Annotated in this window: 15 protein-coding genes and 3 pseudogenes; 7 read left to right on the forward strand and 11 right to left on the reverse strand. The window is 71.3% G+C overall.

Features of this window, described 5'->3' with window-relative positions; all coding sequences use genetic code 11:
• Positions 1 to 93 precede the first annotated feature (93 nt).
• Positions 94 to 1041, reverse strand: coding sequence for an ROK family protein (locus FE633_RS24525; RefSeq protein ID WP_138047351.1), 948 nt, complete (start codon positions 1039 to 1041; stop codon positions 94 to 96).
• Positions 1042 to 1253: 212 nt separating this feature from the next.
• Here FE633_RS24525 and FE633_RS24530 point away from each other — a divergent pair, with 212 nt between their 5' ends.
• From FE633_RS24530 to FE633_RS49540, 4 genes are all read left to right on the forward strand, one after another.
• Positions 1254 to 3272 carry a SpoIIE family protein phosphatase gene (locus FE633_RS24530; RefSeq protein WP_212747271.1) on the forward strand — a complete coding sequence of 673 codons (2019 nt, stop codon included), beginning with the start codon at positions 1254 to 1256 and terminating at the stop codon, positions 3270 to 3272.
• An 85-nt stretch (positions 3273 to 3357) separates the two neighbouring features.
• Positions 3358 to 3489, forward strand: a complete 132-nt coding sequence (locus FE633_RS49280) for a hypothetical protein (protein ID WP_281291250.1) — start codon at positions 3358 to 3360, stop codon at positions 3487 to 3489.
• Between the two features lie 134 nt (positions 3490 to 3623).
• Positions 3624 to 4751, forward strand: coding sequence for a PP2C family protein-serine/threonine phosphatase (locus FE633_RS24535; RefSeq protein ID WP_246113815.1), 1128 nt, complete (start codon positions 3624 to 3626; stop codon positions 4749 to 4751).
• Between the two features lie 210 nt (positions 4752 to 4961).
• Positions 4962 to 6128: a sigma-70 family RNA polymerase sigma factor gene (locus FE633_RS49540; protein ID WP_342791209.1), complete on the forward strand. Its 1167-nt coding sequence runs from the start codon at positions 4962 to 4964 to the stop codon at positions 6126 to 6128.
• A gap of 79 nt (positions 6129 to 6207) precedes the next feature.
• Here the strand turns inward: FE633_RS49540 and FE633_RS24545 are convergent, their stop codons facing one another.
• Positions 6208 to 6552 carry an ArsR/SmtB family transcription factor gene (locus tag FE633_RS24545; protein ID WP_138047354.1) on the reverse strand — a complete coding sequence of 115 codons (345 nt, stop codon included), beginning with the start codon at positions 6550 to 6552 and terminating at the stop codon, positions 6208 to 6210.
• Positions 6553 to 6688: 136 nt separating this feature from the next.
• Here FE633_RS24545 and FE633_RS24550 point away from each other — a divergent pair, with 136 nt between their 5' ends.
• Together FE633_RS24550 and FE633_RS24555 are read left to right on the forward strand one after the other, a co-directional pair.
• Entirely contained in the window at positions 6689 to 7666 is a 978-nt protein-coding gene (locus FE633_RS24550) for a quinone oxidoreductase family protein (protein ID WP_138047355.1), read from the forward strand.
• Between the two features lie 155 nt (positions 7667 to 7821).
• A complete protein-coding gene (locus FE633_RS24555; protein WP_138047356.1) occupies positions 7822 to 8826 on the forward strand; it encodes a LacI family DNA-binding transcriptional regulator in 1005 nt (334 codons plus the stop codon).
• A 299-nt stretch (positions 8827 to 9125) separates the two neighbouring features.
• Here the strand turns inward: FE633_RS24555 and FE633_RS24560 are convergent, their stop codons facing one another.
• The 3 genes from FE633_RS24560 to FE633_RS24570 all read right to left on the reverse strand — a co-directional run bounded on the left by FE633_RS24560 (position 9126) and on the right by FE633_RS24570 (position 12810).
• Positions 9126 to 10598, reverse strand: a complete 1473-nt coding sequence (locus FE633_RS24560) for a streptophobe family protein (RefSeq protein WP_246113816.1) — start codon at positions 10596 to 10598, stop codon at positions 9126 to 9128.
• 311 nt (positions 10599 to 10909) lie between these two features.
• Complete coding sequence (locus FE633_RS24565) at positions 10910 to 11587, reverse strand: response regulator transcription factor (RefSeq protein ID WP_138047357.1); 678 nt, start codon at positions 11585 to 11587, stop codon at positions 10910 to 10912.
• A complete protein-coding gene (locus FE633_RS24570) occupies positions 11584 to 12810 on the reverse strand; it encodes a sensor histidine kinase (protein WP_212747272.1) in 1227 nt (408 codons plus the stop codon). Before FE633_RS24570 ends, FE633_RS24565 begins: the two co-directional genes overlap by 4 nt.
• Positions 12811 to 13105: 295 nt before the next feature.
• Here FE633_RS24570 and FE633_RS24575 point away from each other — a divergent pair, with 295 nt between their 5' ends.
• Positions 13106 to 15289, forward strand: a complete 2184-nt coding sequence (locus tag FE633_RS24575; RefSeq protein ID WP_138047358.1) for an MMPL family transporter — start codon at positions 13106 to 13108, stop codon at positions 15287 to 15289.
• A 1-nt stretch (position 15290) separates the two neighbouring features.
• On the opposite strand, the pseudogene FE633_RS24580 reads toward FE633_RS24575, so the two are convergent.
• The 6 genes and pseudogenes from FE633_RS24580 to FE633_RS24600 all read right to left on the reverse strand — a co-directional run.
• Positions 15291 to 15530: pseudogene (locus FE633_RS24580) on the reverse strand (DUF2255 family protein); the annotation flags it as partial.
• A gap of 36 nt (positions 15531 to 15566) precedes the next feature.
• Positions 15567 to 15728: a hypothetical protein gene (locus tag FE633_RS47410; protein ID WP_171060109.1), complete on the reverse strand. Its 162-nt coding sequence runs from the start codon at positions 15726 to 15728 to the stop codon at positions 15567 to 15569.
• An 84-nt stretch (positions 15729 to 15812) separates the two neighbouring features.
• A complete protein-coding gene (locus FE633_RS24585; RefSeq protein ID WP_138047360.1) occupies positions 15813 to 16478 on the reverse strand; it encodes an SDR family NAD(P)-dependent oxidoreductase in 666 nt (221 codons plus the stop codon).
• Positions 16475 to 16705 (reverse strand): annotated as a pseudogene (locus FE633_RS24590) (alcohol dehydrogenase); the annotation flags it as partial. The gene FE633_RS24585 and the pseudogene FE633_RS24590, both read right to left, overlap by 4 nt.
• A 179-nt stretch (positions 16706 to 16884) precedes the next feature.
• Positions 16885 to 17050 (reverse strand): annotated as a pseudogene (locus FE633_RS49830) (cation transporter); the annotation flags it as partial.
• A 396-nt stretch (positions 17051 to 17446) separates the two neighbouring features.
• Entirely contained in the window at positions 17447 to 18661 is a 1215-nt protein-coding gene (locus tag FE633_RS24600) for a DUF418 domain-containing protein (RefSeq protein WP_138047361.1), read from the reverse strand.
• Position 18662 lies beyond the last annotated feature (1 nt).

Consider the following 18662-nt stretch of genomic DNA (forward strand, 5'->3'; position numbering starts at 1 on the left):
TCCCCGTACGAAGCCGGTCGTCTCCGGAGCCCCACACCTTCCAGCCTATTGCTCGGGTGGGAAGCACCACTGGTGGCCGCGGCAGCAGGGGCATCACCCCTCTGCCTCCGCGGCCGTGGGGGGCGGGACGGGGACGGTGGCCGTGGAGGGCGGGAGGGGAACGGTCAGGGCTGCGCCCAGAGCCGGGGCCCATAGACCGAGGGATGCGGACAGCAGGTCCGGTTCGCAGGTCGAGCTCGGACGCTCGGCGAGCGAGGCCCTGATCTCGTCCGCCATCCAGGGGAGCACGGCGGACGCGATCTCGCCGCCCACCACCGCCGCCTGAGTGGGAAAGGCCGCGGCCAGGCTGTTCAGAATGATGCCGACGGCATGCCCGCTTTCGGCGAGCACATCCACGGCGACCTGGTCGCCGTCCTCGGCGGCCCGGGCCACCGCCGTCACTCCGGACGGATTCCAACTGGCGCGGGCCCGAAAGCGGCGCACGATGGCCTGTCCGCTGGCGAAGGTCTCCAGACATCCCCGTCCGCCGCAGCCCGGACAGTGGGCGCCACCGGGCTCCACGGTCAGGTGGCCGAACTCGCCGAGGCGGTCGTCCGCACTCGCCAGGATCCGCCCCCCGAAAGCGTAGGCACCGCCCACGCCGCCCCTGTGCAGCATGATGAAGAGCACGTTCTCCAGCCCTTTCGCCGCGCCCAGCACAAGCTCGCCGTGCCCGAACGCGCGGGCGTCATTGAGAATCTCGGTCGGGCACCCGACCCGGTACGCCAGTTCGTCCCGAAGCGGGTAGCCGGCCCATGGGCCGACAAGGTTCATGCTGCCCGCCCCGACGACACCCGTCGTGCGGTTCAGGTCCCCGGGGACCGCCACGCCCAGCCGGTCCGCACGGTGTTCCCGGGTCGTCCGGGCCACCGCGTCGATCGCGTGCAACAGCCCCGCGCGAGGAGTCCTGGCGCTGCCCCTGGTCTCGATCGAGTCCCCGACGATCAGCGCCCACCTCAGCTCGTCGACGCCCATCTCGACGCCGAGCAGACGCTCCACCACGGGCTCCCCCTTCGGGAGGCGTCCATAATGTTCGCAAGTCGAATATTTTTATCATTACCCTGCATATGGGCTGATAATCGAAACTTGAGCCCGGGAATCCTCGCGGAGGGAGGTGGCGGGTGACCTTTCCACCCCCTCCCTCCGGCGTTCCAGCGCGTGACATGGGCCGCTCTCGCGGCTTGCCGGAGCCTCCGGTTCCCGGGCCGGGTGGCGTGGTCATCGTGCTGGACGCCGGCGGCCACATCACGCTGTGGAACCGATCGGTCGAGGACATGCTGGGCTGGACGGGCGAGTACGTCCTGGGCCGCCGCTTCGACCACCTGATGGACACCGGCGACACGGCACCGGAGAGGCCGGCGGACACCCTCGCCGAGTTGCTGAGCTCCGAATGCTGGAGCGGCCCTCTGTGCCTGCGTCACCGCGACGGCCACCGCGTCCACGTCCACGTACAGGCGTCCCTCCTCGTCGACGGCGACGGCAGAGATTTCGTCCACGCCGCGCTCACCGAGACGAGCGGGCCGAACACCGGGCCGGCCGGCCTGGCGGCCCTGGAATCGCACTTCGACTCGTCCCCGCTGGGTGTCGCGATCTTCGACACCGACCTGAGATGCCTCAGGGCCAACGAGGCCCTGGCACGGCTCGACGGTCGTCCGCTGGTGAACCACCTGGGCCGCACCGTGGACGAGCTGATCGGCGAGCCGGTCGGCCGCCGGCTCGCCGAGGTACAGCGGCAGGTGCTCAGGACCGGCAGACCAGTGCTGGACATGACCTTGCCGGGGCCGGACGGGCACCGTTCGGTGTCCTGCAGCCGCCTGGAGGACACGGATCACAGGGTGATCGGCGTCGGCTGCACGGTCATGGACATAACGGAACGACGCCGCCTCGCCCGGCAGAACGAGATCGCCCGCGAACGGCTCTCCCTCCTCAACGATCTCGGCTCACGCCTCGCCGACCTGCTCGAGATCCCCCGGATCGCCGAACGGCTGGCCGACACCCTGGTCCCCAGGTTCAGCGACTACGCCGGAGTCATCGTCCTCGAATCCGTGGTCACCGAAAGTGAACTCCCCCGGCATCCGCCCACCCACCGCACCCCACTGATCCAGTTGGGCGTCGCCGCGAGACAGTACAAACCGCCGGTGAAACGGATGCTGCGGCTCGGTCAGTCGGTCGGCGTCGCGGAGCACTCGGCCGCCGGCGAGGCGCTCAGCACCGGCCTCCCTCAACTCATCGACTCGCCCGAGCAGTTGCGGTCCGCCACCTACCCGGGCGATCCCAAGACCCGCGCCGCCCTGGAACTGGGCGTCCACTCGATGATGATGCTGCCGCTGCGCGTCGGAGGCATCGTGCTCGGCCTGCTGGTGGTCTATCGCGCCGACGACAGCCCGCCGTTCGACCCTGACGACCTGGCCTTCGCCATGAGGCTGGCCGGCCGTGCCAGCACCTCACTGGACAACGCCCGGCTCTACGCACGCGAGCGTGAGGGCGCGCTCATGCTGCAGCGTGCCCTCATGCCCCAGCACGTGCCCGAACCGCCCGGGGTGCACATCGCGTTCCGGTACGTCCCGGGCACCGCCCGCAACGAGGCGGGCGGCGACTGGTTCGACGTCACACAGCTCGCCGGGGGCCAGGTGGCCCTGGTCATCGGTGATGTCACGGGCCACGGACTGCGCGCCGCCGCCACGATGGGCCTGCTGCGTACCGCCGTACGCACCCTCTCCATCCTCGATCTCCCACCGGCCGAGCTGCTGCAGCACATCGACGCCATCGCCGCCGACCTGGCCCACGGTCCGGACGAGTCCCTCATGGCGACCTGCATATACGCCGTGTACGACCCCTCGCGCAGGCGCTGTGTCATCGCGCGAGCGGGGCATGTGCCGCCGATGATCGTCGATCCCGAACCCATCGCCGGGGGCGTCCGCAGGGTCCGGGTCCTGGACGTGCCGGCCGGGGCACCGCTCGGCGTCGGCGGTGTGAAGTTCGAGGAGGTGGCCTTCGACGTGCCGGACGACTCGGTGCTCGCTCTCTACACCGACGGTCTCATCGAGGCCCGAGGCGAGGACATCGGCGAGGGACTCAAGCGCCTCGGCTCACAACTGGCCCAGCCGCACGCCTCGTTGGAGGCGGCCTGCGACAGCGTGCTCAGCCTCGTCGAGCCCGGTACCGAGCGCGACGACGTGGCACTGCTCCTGGCCCAACTCGTGGGTCTCCCAGACAACCCGCCGCCTCCGTGAACGCCGAACCGGCGCCACGGCTGGCGCAACCACGGCAACCGCCCCGGAGCCGGGCAGGTCCTCGCCTTCGGGCAGCAGCACCACGGTGGAGCACTGCGAGACCGCGCCCCGCTACGCCAGGAAACAGCCGATCCGCGTCGCCGTCGATCTGCTCAAGGATCGCCCGAAGCTGACGGGGAAGGTCATGAACACCGACCTGGCCCCCACCCAGGGCTGACCGGGCGGCCGCGGGACGCGGGCAGCGGCGGTGGCACCCGCGCCCTGCCGGCCCACGTCCTCGGCCGGGCGCATCAGTCGCGGGAAGGCGTGCTTCCTTGCCGCTCTCGGGCGCGTCACTTTTTTACAGATATGATGCGTTTTGTGCTTGTCCTGAGGCGACTGCGGCGCCGTCGTCGTCCGTACGGCGGCCGGTGGGAAGCTGTCCGGCTGTCACCGGTGATCCTCACCATCCTCATCGCCGCGCTGGCGTTCTCCACACCGAGGGAGATCGCCATAAGCCGCCTCCTGCCTGCCGCGCCCGCCCTGGCCGCCTCGATGTGGCCCGTGCTCCCCACGATCTTGCTGGGGACGTTCTGCCTGCTGGTCATGGTGGGACTGAGCTTCGTCTACACCGACCTGGGGACGCCCTACACGGCGGCTGCGATCGTCGCGGTCACCTTGGCGGCCGCCTACGCAAGCCACGTCCGGCTCCGACGGGAGGAGGCGCTCTTCCAGATCCGGCTCGTCGCCGACACAGCGCAGAAGGTGCTGATGCGCCCCCTGCCCAGCCGCCTCGAGGGCATCGAGATCGAGTCTCTGTACGTGGCGGCCCAGGCGCAGGCTCGAATCGGCGGCGACTTCTACGAAGCAGCCGTCACCCCGTACGGGGTCCGGCTGCTCCTCGGTGACGTGCGCGGCAAGGGCCTCTCCGCCGTGGGAACGGCGTCAGCGGTGATCAGCTCCTTCCGGGAGGCCGCGCACGACGAGCCCGATCTGCGGGGCGTCATCCATCGCCTGGAGACCAGCATGGCGCGCCATGGTGCCGCGTTCCCCTCCCCGGACCTGCCGGAGCGATTCGCCACCGCTCTGATCGCCGAGATCCCGCACGGCGGCAGCCACCTCAGACTTCTCAACTGCGGGCACCCCCCGCCGCTGCTCGTACACCACGGGAAAATGTGCGTTCTGGAGCCCACCGCCCCCTCGCCGCCCCTCAACCTCGCGGCGCTCATCGGAGACCGCTACTACATCGACACCGTGGCCTTCGCCCCGGGAGACCAGCTGCTGCTCTACACCGACGGTGTAACGGAGACCCGGGACCGCGCCGGCGACTTCTTCCCGCTGCCGGACTGGATGCGCCGACAAGGTCCGGCAGCGCCCCCGGGACTGCTCGACCGGCTTCACCGGGACCTGCTCGTTTTCAGCGGCGGAAGGCTCGACGACGACATCGCCGCGCTCGCCGTGCGATGCCCGGAGCACCGGGCACTGGAGCATCCGGCGTAACCGGCGAGCATTTGCTCCGGCTCGGCCACCGGCGGATCGCGCTTTGAGAGCGGCGGCCAAGCGCTCGGCACCACGGTGCTGCTTGTTCCCCGGGCATGGAGTTTCACCTGTTGTCCATGTTTTCTGTTATCCGCGCGCCCGGCGGGATCCCCTAATCGGGGGCACGGTTCGAATGGAACGGACGGGAGCGGCGAGTGCGGACGTACGGCAATGTGGACAGCGCGACGGTGGTGGCGGCCCAGGCCGGGGACCAGCACGCCCGCGACCTGCTGGTCGAGACGTATCTGCCGCTACAACATCGTGGGCCATGCCCTGAACGGTCACGCCGACGTCGACGACGTGGTCCAGGACACCATGGTCGCGATGGTGCGCGGGCTGCCCGGTGTGCGCGAACCCGAGCGGTTCCGGTCCTGGGTGGTGGCGATCGCCGTGAACGAGATGAGCGGGGCACGCCGTCACCGGGCGGGGACGTCCGTCGTGCCGGGCACGATGGACGAGCTGGCCGAGGCCCCCGACCCGGCGGCGGACTTCGTCGGACTGGCCATCCTCCGGCTGGGCCTGTCCGGCCAGCGCCGTGAGACGGCCGAGGCCACCCGCTGGCTCGGGCCCGGGGACCGGGAGCTGCTGGCGCTGTGGTGGCTGGAGGCCGGGGGCGAGCTGACCCGCGAAGAGCTGGCCACGGCGGCCGGGCTCACGCCGGAGCATGCCGCCGTGCGGGTGCAGCGGGTCAAGGAGCGACTGCAGACGGCCCGGACCGTGGTCCGCGCGTTGCGCACCGAGCCATGCTGCCCGCAGCTGTCGGAGGCGGCCTCCGGCTGGGACGGGCAGCCGAGCGCACTGTGGCGCAAGCGGCTGGCCCGGCACGTGCGCGAGTGCGCCCACTGCGGCTCGGTCACATCCCAGCTGGTGCCCGCCGAGCGGCTCCTGGTGGGCTTGGGCCTGGTGCCGTCGGCGGCGGGGTTGGGACGTTGGGCGTCGTCGGCTTCCTCGGTGCCCTCGGCGCACGCCGCGCAGCAGCCGTACCGGGCGCACATGACCCAGCCGACCCAGCCCGCTCCGCACACGACGGCCGGGACCGGGAAGGGGGCCCTGAGCCCCGCCCGTCACCGGGCCGGGAGCACCGAGGCCCGCTGCGCGAACGGCACCTGCACCGGCCGCTTCACCGGCACCCATCTCGTCCTGATCGACACCGCCGGCCACCGGCTCACCCCGGACACCGTGGTTCCGGCCCATATATCCGGTGACATCACCGTCCTCCCGGGCGGCGACCTGTCCTGGGCCTTCGTCGCGGCCACTCCCAACTACCGCTCCCCCCTCGCCGGTTCGCCGACGACCACGACCCTCTCGCTGGCCCGCCTGCGCCTGACCGGCGGGTGACGGGCCTCGCCGGGCGTACCCCTGCCGGGTCCCGGTCAGTGTGGGAGCGAGCATGAAACGGTCAGCCCGAGCCGCCTGCTCAATCGGCGCCGTCGTCGCGGAGGAGCAGGTGGAGCAGCCCGGGGAAGCGCGCGTCGAACTCCTCGCGGCGCAGTCGGTTGACCCGTTTGGGCCCCTGGTCGCGTTGTTCGACCAGGCCGGCGCCGCGCAGGACCGAGAAGTGGTGGCTGAGTGCTGCTTTGCCGACGGGTACGTCGAAGCTGCCACAGCTGCGCGTCCAGTCGGCGGAGCCCGCGAGCTCGCGGATCAACTGAATGCGCACAGGATCGGCGAGCGCGGACAGCGCGGTCAGGACGGAAACCTCCTCGGGATCCGTGTGCACCGGCGCCGCACGGTGACTACCGCCCGCAGCCTGGTTCGACATGCCCCTCCCGTCGCCACGCGCATCCTCGACGGGCCACCGCGCGGAGTCTTCCGGCCACTTGCTGAGTGTTCGACGAATACCTTACAGTCCGAGTGTTCGCTTTCCATTGAACACTTGCGAAGGATGCGTTCCGCTTATGCGTGCAGTCGAGATCCGGGAGTACGGCGATCCCGAGGTGCTGAAGGTCGTGCAGGTCGAGACCCCCGAGCCGGGGGCGGGCCAGGTCACCATCGACGCCGCCTATGTAGGCGTGAACTTCGCCGACCTCAAGGCGCGCGCCGAGGGCTACCGGGTGGAATCGCTGCCCTTCCGCCCCGGCCTGGAGGTCTCCGGACGTATCCGGGCCGTCGGCCCCGGTGTCGAGGGGCTGCGCCCGGGGCAGGAAGTCGCCGCGCTCGTCAACAGCGGCGCGTACGCGGAGGTGGTCGTCGCCGAGACCGCCACCGTGTTCCCGCTCCCCGCGGGCCTGGACCTGCGGACCGCGGCCACCCTCCCCACCGTGCTGCCGACCGCGCACGCCCTGCTCCACGAGGTGGGGCGACTGCGCGCCGGAGAGAGCGTGCTGGTGCACGGCGCCGCGGGAGGCATCGGCACGGTGGCCGGGCAACTGGCCCGGGCGGCGGACGCCGGCGCGGTGTACGGCGTGGTCTCCTCCACGGCCAAGGCCGGGCACGCCCTCAAGCACGGCTACGACGAGGTGTTCACCAGCGACACCTTCGCCGACGACGTCCGCCGCGCCACCGGCGGCAGGGGGGTCGACCTGGTGCTCGACCCGGTGGGCGGCGACACCCTTCGCCGCGGCCTCGACACACTGGCCGTCTTCGGACGCCTGGTGTCCTTCGGCAACGCCGGCGGGGCCGAGCCCTGGCACGTCGGGCCGCCCGAGCTCTACGCGCAGGGCCGTTCGGTCGCGGGCTTCTCCATCCTGGCTCTCGCACAGTCGGCGCCCGAGGCACTGCGCTCGCTCACCGAACGCGCCTTCCGCAAGGTCACCGACGGCACCGTGAACCTTCCGGTCACCGCGGAATTCCCGCTCTCGGACGCCTCCGAAGCCCACCGGCTGATGGGCGGACGCACATCCACGGGCAAGCTGCTGCTGCGCGTCGCCGACTGAACACAGCCGCTCCGGAGCCAACGGCGGATGCGCCGGTGCCATCGCACCGACTCTGTGCAACGTCGCCGGAAAGGTTTGCTGCCCTAAAACCCCTGGCAGAGCGCGAGCCACTCCCTCTCATTGACGGGAATGAAACGGGATGCAAACCTCGGGGCGTGCAGGTCACCATTCGAGAGGTCGCGAAAGCGGCCGGCGTCTCCCCCTCCACCGTGTCCCGGGCGCTGGCGCCGGGCGGGACGGTGAGCGCAGCCACCCGGGACCGCGTGGTGGCGGCGGCCGACCGTCTCGGCTACCAGCCGAACCGCGCCGCCCGGGGACTGATCACCGGGCGTACCGGAGCCGTGGGCCTGATCGTGCCGGATCTGCTCAACCCGTTCTTCGCGGAGGCCTGCAAGGGGGCGCAGGCCCGTGCCCGGGGTCTGGGCCACTCACTGATCGTGAGCGACGCCGAGCGCGACGAGGGCCTCGAAATGGACGCGATCCGCACGCTCGCCCCCGAGGTGGACGGCATCGTGCTGGCCTCGTCCCAGCTGAGCGGCGAGGAACTGGGGTCGCTGGGCGCGCTCACCACCAAGCCGGTGGTGCTGCTGCACCGCAGGGAGCCCGGTTTCCCGAGCGTCACGGCCGACCTGGCCGAGGGGATGACGGACGCCCTGACCCATCTGCACGCACTCGGCCATCGCCGGATCGCCTATGTGGGCGGCCCCCGCAGCACCTGGGAGGCGCGGGAACGGGCGGCCGGCATCGAGGCGATGGCACAGTCCGGCACGATCGACCTTGTGCGGGTGGGCAGCGTGGCCCCTCACTTCGACGGCGGCATCACGGGAGCGGCGGACGTGGTACTGGCCAGCGGGGCGACCGCGGTGGTCGCCTTCAACGACATCGTGGCCTTCGGACTGATCAGCCGCTTCACCGCGCGCGGGGTCCGGGTCCCGGACGACATGAGCGTGGTGGGCTGCGACGACATCGCCCTGTCCGGGATGGCCGCCCCTCCGCTGACCACGGTGTCGGTGCCCAAGGCGCACGCCGCGCGGGCCGCCGTGGACCTGCTGTTCCGCACGCTCAGGACTCCCGAGGTCGAAGGAGAGGAGCCCCTGCAGCGGGTGCTGCCGACGCACCTCGTCGTCCGCGGCTCGACAGCGGCGCTCGCGGCGCGCTGACCCGGGCGCCGCCGCCCAGACCTGCGGGACGGTCGAGCCACTGAGCGAGGACGCCGTGACGCCCAGCGGCGTGAAGATGCCTGTCGGATCACCGTGGCGGACAACGCCGGCGTCGACCGCACCCTCGCCGTGCCCCCGAAGGCGCCCGGCGGTGCGACGGTCGGCGTGCGCGTGGCGGTCGGCCCATTGACGAGCGCCGGCTACGGCAAGGGCGGTGACCGGCCGGGCACCGCTGACAAGGCAGAACGCTCAGTCGCCTGTCTTCACCACATCAAGCCCGTTGTCACCGCGCCCCGTTGTCACCGCGCCCCGCGGACATCGCGCACCGCGGACAGCAGGCTTCCGCCGAACCCGGCCAGCCCGCCGACGAGCAATCCGAAGAGGACCGTCCGCAGCACGCTGCCGCTCAGCTCGGCCCGCATGCCACCCATCTCGCTGCCGAACATACTGATGCCGAAGTGCCCGGACGCCCCCACCAGCCAGGCCGCCCCGCCCAGGACGACGGCCGTGACGACACCGAACCGCTCCGCCATGCCGAAGTGCCCAGCCAGCGGGCCCCGGTAGGGCAGGAGCGGAAGCTTGTGGCCGGGGTGTGTGGCCCGGGCAGCCCGATAGGCACAGGCCAGCAGGATCAGGACGGTCACCGTGAGGGCCGCGAACCACAGCGGCCAGCCGCCCGCCGACGGAGACCTCAGGTGTTCGGTACGGTCGAGCTGCCGGCCGCCACCCATCGCACCCGTACCGTCCATGCCACCCATGCCGCCCATGAGAGAGGCGAGCGGGTTGCTGCCGCCTTCGCTCCGCACCGGATACGCCGCGGCCGTCCACGAGGAACCGACGCCCAGTGTCAGAAACACGGCCAGGAAGTTCGGGGCGAGCAACAGAGCGGCCCCAGCCGCCGAGCCGGCCCGGCCGCCGACCACCGCCCCGACGACCGCCAGGACCACCAGCGGTACGGCCGCCAGGACGAGAACCGTACGTACGACAGCCGACAGACTCCGGCCCCAGCCGGTGCGAAGCCCGTCCAGGGCGCCGCCCAGCGGCAGCCGCACCCGGCGGCTGATCAGGACTCCCACGCCGAGTACGACGGCCACCCACAACACCGCGCCGAAGCCGGCCGAGCCCGCGCCCACGTGGTACGTCATCGTCGGCTGGGCCCCTGTACCGCCGCCCATCAGACCGCCCAGACCACCACTCCCGCCGCCGAAGAGTTCAGCCAGTCCACCACCACCGCCGCCGCCCCCGGCAGACCGGCCCCCACCGGTTCCGCCCATCCCGGTCATCGCCGACGCGGGCATGTCGGCCGATCCCTTCGCGAGGCCGGCCACGATCATGAGCGTGAACAGCGCCGCGGTCCCCGCTCCGGCGGCCCGCACGGCCAGTTCACCTGCGGTGAACCGCCGCCGCTGCGCCTGACGCAGCCGCCACGAGAACGCGATCCACAGGACGACGGCGCCGACCAGCGTGACTCCGAGCGGTACGACATCGGCCGCGCCGCTCATCGACGGGCTGATGCCACCACCACCGCCGAACAGGGAGGCCGGCCCGCCCATCGACCCGGTGTCCCCGGAGACATCCGAACCCGCGTTGACCGAGCCGCCGACGGCCATGGCCGTCAACGCCATCGTCAACGACCACAGCGACCCGAAGGACCCAGCGTCGAGCAGGGCCAGCGCCGGCGCGGACACGGTCGCCATGGCGACCACCGCGCACAGCGTGGCCGCAGCCCCTTCCAGAGCGTTCTGCCACGGGCCGATCAACTGCACGGGCACGGTGCTGTGTTGGGGTCGCGGACTCGTACCAGCGGACTGGAATCGGGCCTGGCCTGGCCTGGCGACGAGGTGTGGTGGCAACCATGCAGGAAACGCTCCGCTTCGCTCGCGGGGAAGCACGCGGCACCAACGGGGAGCTCACGGCGCCGCGTGCCAGGAGACCCGCACACACTGGCGGTCACGGTTACGACGTTCCCGAGAGGTTCTGGGAGGTTTCTGAGAGTCGACGGGAGAACGCCGCAGGTCACGGGCGCGCACGACCAAAAGGCCACCCCGTTTCCAAGGAAGCTCCCAGAACCTCGGAAGTGGTCTCAGTGACCGACGTCGTGGTCGCCCGCTTCGACGAGTCCGCTCTCGTAGGCGAAGATCACGATCTGGATGCGGTCACGCAGACCGAGTTTGGTGAGGATGCTCGACACATGCGATTTGACGGTGGCGGGCCCGATGAAGAGCTGGGCGGCGATCTCCGAGTTGCTCGCACCCCGCGCGACGGCGACCACGATCTCGCGTTCGCGGTCGGTGAGCCGCTGCAGGCGGCCCGCCACGGTCGTGTTGACGACACGTCGCTCCGCGAACTGGTCGATCAGGCGCCGGGTGATCGACGGTGCCAGCAGTGCACCGCCCTCGGCCACGGTGCGCACGGCGGTGGCGAGTTGCTCGGGGGGAATGTCCTTGAGCACGAAGGCGCTGGCACCGGCACGCAGCGCCTTGTAGACGTATTCGTCCGGATCGAACGTGGTCAGGATCAGCACCCGCACGTCCCAGTCCGCCTCCCGCAGGATCCGGGAGGTGGCCTCGATGCCGTCCATGCCGGGCATGCGGATGTCCATGAGGATCACGTCCGGACGATGCCTGCGTGCCGCGTCGACTGCCTCGAGTCCGGTCCCGGCCTCGGCCATGACCTCGATGTCGTCATGGACCCGCAGAATCATGACGAAGCCCCGGCGGACCAGCGCCTGGTCATCCACCACGACGACACGGATGCTCACGCGGGCTCTCCTCCCGTAGGCAGATGGGCGGCCAGCCGGAATCCACCGCCGGGACGCGGCCCCGCATCGAGACTGCCGCCGAGGAGGAGTGCTCTCTCCCGCATGCCGACGATCCCATGGCCGGGCAGACCGCCGTGGGCGCCGGCCGACACGGACTGGACGGCGGCTCCACGACCGTCGTCGAGCACCTCGATGGTGAGGCCGCCGCTCTCGAAGCTCAGGCGCACCTCGGCGCGGGTCCGCGGTCCGCTGTGTTTGAGCACGTTGGTCAATGCCTCTTGGACGATGCGGTACGCCGACAGCTCCACGCGGGCCGGGAGAGCGGCCTGGACATCGCCGGTGACCGACACGTCCAGTCCGGCCTCGCGGACCTGCTCGACGAGCTGGTGAAGGTCGGCCAGCCGGGGCTGGGGGCCCAGCCGGTCGCGGTCGGCGTCCGGCCGGAGTACTCCCAGCAGGTGCCGCAGTTCGTCCAGCGCCTGGCGCCCGGCCTGCTCCACCGCCGCCATCGCTTCGAGGGCCTCCTGGGGATCCTCGGCGGCCACCATCCGGGCCGCGCCCGCCTGCACCGTCATCATGCTCACCCGGTGGGCGACCACGTCGTGCAGTTCGCGGGCGATGTGAGTGCGCTCCTCGGCGACGATCCGGCGCGCCTCGGCGGCCTGTTCCTCGCGGAGTCGGGCGGCACGCTCCGCACGCAGCCGCAGCCGCCGGCCGATGTACCAGGCCACGAACATGACCACGGCGCCGAAGCCGACGTCCCCCCAGGGGGAGGAGTGCAGCAGGCCGTCGATCACGAGCGCGATGATGGCCGCGGCGAAGCCCGCGGCGGTGCCGAGGCGGCTCCGCCGCGTGTCCGCGGCGTACCGCCCAACGCTGTACAGCGCGACGATCACGAACCCGCCCCCGGCGGAGTAGCTGCTCCCCAGCGTCGGGCCCCAGGCGACGAGTGCCACGGACAGGACCGCGAGAGGTTCGCGGCGACGCCGGTAGAGCGCCCCACCGGCCACGGCGTACAGCAGCACGACCGGGACGGGCACCTCGGTGATCGGGCGGACGCCGAGCGCGTCTCCGGGTGCCTCCTCCAAGAACACCGTGGCCAGGAACATGGCGGCGGCGAGGACGGCGTCCGCGCCCCGCGGCCACCGGGCGAAGGGCCCGCGGAACCTGCCCGGCACGCCGGAGACCGGCGTCTTTGAGGACAGCGCCGTGCGCTTCATCATCGCTCCGTCAAAAGGCTTCCGGTGCCCTGGCGTTGGTCATCAGGGTGCACCGGGCAGGCCATCGTAGGCCCAGGTCGCAGGTGCAGTCACCCGTCTGTGGGCGGATCCCGGGTTCCCCCGTCAGGGGGAGGTGCCGCCGCGTTGTCCCCGTCCCGCGCGGGAGCCCCGTACCCGTCCGGTGGCGGGGGACAGCACCGGCGCCCGAACCCACGATGGAACCGCTCAAGACTCCTGCCGCCGGCGCGCCACGGACCGGCGGCGGACGGCGGCCATCTCACGGGGAGCCCACACAGCCATGAACCGATTCACCCGTCGCATCGGCAGCTCGAGCGCGCGCCGACCATGGGTCACCATCGCCACCTGGGCGGTTGCCCTCCTCCTGGTACTGCCTCTGGCCGCAACGCTGGGCGGCTCGTTCGTCGACGACCTGGTCGCTCCCGGCAGCCAGAGCGAGGAGGCGATGGAACTGCTCGAAGAGCGCTTCCCGGAAGCGTCCGGCGGCGAGGCCATGGCGGTCTTCGCCGCACCGGAAGGGCAGCGCCTGGAGCGCCACCGGTCCGCCGTCGACGCCGCGGTCGCCCGCATCGCCGACGTGGAGCACGTCGCCACCGCGGCCGACCCCTTCACCGCCGGCACGCTCTCACCCGACGGACGTATCGGCTTCGCCCGGATCACGTTCGACGTACCCGCGATGGACGTGGACCCCGGGGAGATCGAGGCCCTGACCGAGGCGATCGAGCCCGCACGCGCGGGCGGTGTCGTCGCCGAACTGGGTGGCGACGCCGTCTTCATCAACGCCGAGACGGAGACATCGGGTGCGGAGGCGGCGGGCCTGCTGACCGCACTCGTCATCCTGGTCGTGGCGTTCGGCACGATCGTCGCCGCACTGGTGCCGATCGCGCTCGCCCTGGTGGCCGTCGCCGCGGGCCTGGGCAGCGTCATGCTGCTGGCCAACGCGATGGACGTCTCCACCGCCGCCCCCACGATCGGCGCGATGATCGGCCTGGGCATCGGCATCGACTACGCCCTGTTCATCGTGGCCCGTCACCGTGAGAACCACGCCGCCGGCCAGGACAACGCCACCGCACTGTCGAACGCCATGGGATCCGCGGGCGCGGCCGTCCTGTTCGCCGGCGGCGCCGTCATCATGGCGATGGCCGCTCTCGCGCTGACCGGCCTGGGCTTCCTGACATCGATCGGCCTGAGCACCTCCCTGGTCGTTCTCTTCGCCGTGGCGGCCGCCCTGACGTTGCTGCCCGCGCTGCTGTCGCTCCTCGGCGACCGAGTCCACCAAGGACGCACAGCACGCCGCCGGGGAGCACCCCGCCGGGGCCGCAAGCGCACTCTCAAGAAGCCCGAGGACACGGCATGGTGGCGCTTCGCCCACCGGGTGTCCGGCCGGCCGTGGCGCCACCTGCTCGCCGCATCCGCCGTCCTGCTCGCACTGGCCGCCCCCGCGCTGCGCATGGAGACCGGCTTCCCCGACGCCGGCGACGACTCCACGAGCACCACCCACCGCCGCGCCTACGACCTGCTCGCCGAGGGCTTCGGCCCGGGCTTCAACGCCCCCCTGCTGATCGTCGCCGACCTGACCCGCCCCGGCGTGGGCGCCGAGGACATCCCCGCACTGTCCCGGCGCGTCGCCGCCGTCCCCGGCATCGCCACGGTCGGCGAGCCACAGACCTCGGCGGCCGGGGACACCGTCGTGCTGCCCGTGCTCCCCACCACCGCCCCCGCGGACGCCGAGACCTCCCGGACCCTTGAGCGCGTCCGTGACCTCGCCCCAGACAACGTCGCCATATCCGGCCTGACCGCCATGACCGACGACCTCACCGAACAACTCGCCCACACCCTGCCCGTCTTCATCGCCGCGATCCTGGCGGCGTCGTTCCTGCTGCTGATGGTGGTGTTCCGCTCCGTCGCACTGCCGCTGAAGGCCGCTGTGGTCAACCTCCTGTCCATCGGCGGGGCATACGGCGTGGTGGTCGCCGTCTTCCAGTGGGGCTGGCTCGGGGCCCTGTTCAACCTGGAGGGCACCTTCCAGATCGCCTCGCCCATGCCGACGATCTTCTTCGCTGTCCTGTTCGCCCTGTCCATGGACTACGAGGTGTTCCTGCTCTCGCGCGTCCGCGAGGAGTACGACGCCACGGGCGACCCGAGCGAATCGGTGGCCCGCGGCATGGCGGCCACGGGCCGGGTGATCACCTCTGCCGCACTGATCATGACGGTGGTGTTCCTCAGCTTCGTCGCCAACCCGTCACCGCTCGTCAAGATGATGGGCCTGGGCCTGGCGACCGCGATCGTGCTCGACGCGACCATCGTCCGCATGGTGCTCGTGCCCGCGACCATGGCGCTGCTGGGACGCGCGACCTGGTGGCTGCCCCGCTGGCTCGACCACCGGCTGCCCCGCATCGGCGTCGAGGACACCGCCCGGCAGCCTCACCCCGAGCCAGTGCTCGCTCCCGCGGCCGGAACGTAGGTCAGCGGGGCAAGAGCCGCATGGTCGTGGATGCCGCCTCGGGGCTGGTGATCCGCCGGGTGGTGTTCGCCGAGTACCGGCCGTACTTGGCGCGGTAGGCCGCGTCGACCCGGTCGTTGATCGCACCGTCCACGTCGACGAAGGCGACGTCCCGGTCGACGCCTCCGGCCCGGATGCGGCCCTCGTGGCGGGACCGGGTGGCGCGGAACCAGTCGGAGGTCGGGCCGTTCACGGAACGGACGTAGACGCGCCCTGGTTCACTTCTGCGGGGCCGGCTTCAGGGACAGGGCGGCTCAGCGACGGCCAGCGCGGTCAGCCCCACCGCCATGAGGAACAGGCCGAACGCGATGGGCACCCGTGCCGGGCCCCAGGCCAGGCCCAGTTCATGTGCCACGGCCGCTACGGCTCCGGCGGTGCCGATGACCAGCAGGGTGCTCATCAGGACGATGCCCCGCAGGTCCCGGCGAATCTCCCGCAGCGAGGTGGAAGTTCGAGACCGAGCATGGTGTGTCTCCCGGCCCGTTCAGGAGTCGAGGTCGTCGGCGAAGTGGCGGAAGCCTTGCCGGTCCCGGTGCATTCCCCACAGGGTCTCCGCCAGGACGGCCGGGTCCTTGCGGTGGTGGCCGGGGACGATCGCGCCGGGGATGATCAGCTGTGCGACGTGGATGCCCTCGTCCGCGACGGTGTCATGCAGCAGCCGGGCGTAGGCGCTCTCGGCGGCGAAGGCGATCGAGGTGCCCGCGCGGTCGGGGTGCGGAACCACGGCCGTGCCGCCGTTCACGAAGAGGATCGTGCCGCGGCCGAGCGCCCGCATGTCCGGCAGCACCTGCTGTACGGCTGCGACCGGGCCGTAGACGGAGAACTCGACGGGGCCGGCGAGGTCCGCCGGGGTCGTCTCCAGGACCGGCCGCATGAAGTCCCGGTGCGGGACCGGGCTGTACTGGAGGATCCCGATCGGGCCCAGGGTGGCGTGCGCCGCGTCCAGGGCGGTCTGCAGGGCTTTCGGGTCGCGTACGTCGGCGGTGAAGCCGCGTGCCGTGACGCCGTCGCCCGCGAGGTCGGCGGCCAGGGTGTCCAGCCTGGCCTGGTCGCGGGCGATGAGCGCGACGGCGTGGCCCTCGCGGCCGAATCGGCGGGCGACCGCGGTCCCGAGACCTGGTCCGGCTCCAATGACGGCGATCGTGGTCATGATGTGGTCCCGAGGGTGGAGGTGTCGATCACGAAGCGGTAGCGCATGTCGGAGGTGAGGAGGCGGTCATACGCCTCGTTGATCCTCTCGGCCGAGATGATTTCCACCTCGGTGCCTACCCCGTGTGCGGCGCAGAAGTCGAGCATCTCCTGCGTGGTGCGGATGCCGCCGATCTGGAAGCCGGCGAAGGCGCGCTGGTCGCGCACCGGACTGGAGCGGTTGAGGGAGAACTTCGGGGTGGCGCGACGCGAGGTCCAGCCTGCTGCCCGGGCGGGCGAGGTGGGCCGACCCGCTCAGGCTGATGCGCCTGTTCGGCATCACCGAGCAGACCGCCATGCGCTACGTCACCGCCGCCCACCCCGAGCGCACGGCCAAGCTGCCCCGGTAGTCGGAGTGGCGAGCCGTGTCAGCAGCAGTTGCAGTCGGGCCAGCAGCCGCAGGCGTCCGCCTCTACGGCGGACGGGATGGCCGGCGCACAGCAACCCTTGCCTTGCCAGGCGTCGAGACCTTCCTTGATGGCGATGGGGTCGGCCCAGGACCAGGCCGAGCAAGAGGACGGCGGCGAGGTAGGTGCGCTGAGCTCCGCGGGAACGGGCTGCGCGTCAGGCGACCGTTCTTCACGCTTCGAGATGTCGAGTCATGAAGCACGAAAAACGGTCGCCGACTGTGCCACGCAGACCCCAGATCCCGTGACCTGCGACATCGAACGCCAGGCTCAGGCCCCGACGGAGGCCGAGTCCTTTGAGGATCTTGGCGGTCCTTGCCGATCAACGCTCATCCTTGACGTTTTCGCAGGTCAGAGAGGTTGAGTAATGTCGAAGCCTTTCAGCTCTTGGCAGTCTGTTCCTGTCCTCGTGTCCCGAACGCCGCATGACCTGCCCGGGTGATCGAGGCCGCTCGTTGGTGGTCGGCCACTGCGGGAATCGCGCTTCTTGCGGTTGGCGAGGTCGCGCTTCCTCAGATGCGTCTCATTGAACGCGCCGGGCCATCTCGGTCGCCCGGCCCATCAGCCATTCGAGCGGCCCTCGCTGGAAGAAGCGGGACCAGATGGTGGCGAGGACGGTGACGGACGCGATGAAGCCGAGCAGGATGTACAGGCGCTGGACGGTCGCTTCCTCGGTGTTCAGGAGCCAGATGGCGACGATGTGGTAGACGTACGCCGTCAGCGACATCGAGCCGACCGCGATGACGGGTTTGGCCAGGCGGCGCAGCCGGGGGAAGGTGTCCATCGCGGCCAGGCACGCGGTGATCACCAGGATCGCCACACCGGTGGCGCCCACGATGGACGGCGTCGCCTCGCTGTGCGGGGCCGCGGCCAGCATCCCGGCCGGGCTGTCGCCGAAGATGCCGATGCTGTCGGGCGATACGGACGGCATGGACGACATTGACGACATGCCCGATCCTTGTTCGGCTTTCCGGACGGCCTCGGCGGCACCTGGTACGAGACGCAGCGCCAGCCAGGAGCCGCCGTAGCCGGTGACGGCGAGGGCGACGCCGGTGAGGGCGAGGCGTATCCGGACAGCCGTGACAGCCAGATCGCAGCGGGCGACAGCCATACCGGCGATGACGAACGGGACCCAGGTCAGGGCCGGATAGCCGCCGGTGAAGAGCAGCGAGACGATGCCGTCGGCCTGGCCGAAGGTGGGGAATACGCGGTCGCCGACCACCGGCTTCAGCACGTACAGCAACTGCGGGCCCACTAGGGCCCAGCCCGCCGCGATCAGCGCCAGCGGCTTGGCGCCCAGCCGGTACAGCGGCAGCACGAGCAGGAAGAACAGACCGTAGAAGGCGAGGATCGGCACCACCGGAGTACCGGTCAAGGTCAGGGCGGTGCCCAGGGCAATCAGGATCACGGCCCGGATGATCACCTTGGCGACGGCCTGGCGGCCGGCCAGGCCGGTCTTGGGTGTGCGGCGCCCGGTGATGAGGGCGACCGCGAAGCCGGCCAGGACGGCGAACAGGGCGGAGGAGCGGCCCTGCGCCAGCTCCATCAGGAAGCCGATGACACCGTCCTGGCCCGGGGCGGGGCCGACATGGACCGCATACATGCCGAAGACGGCCAGGCCCCGGGCCAGGTCCAGTCCGACCAGCCGGCCCACGCCGGGCGCGCCCGGCGTGGGCGCACCGCGCTCGTGTTCAGGCGATGGTGCGTCGGTCGGCGGGGAGTCTGCGTGCTGTGTCATG

The organism is Streptomyces montanus, from assembly GCF_005786655.1.
Lineage (GTDB): Bacteria > Actinomycetota > Actinomycetes > Streptomycetales > Streptomycetaceae > Streptomyces > Streptomyces sporangiiformans.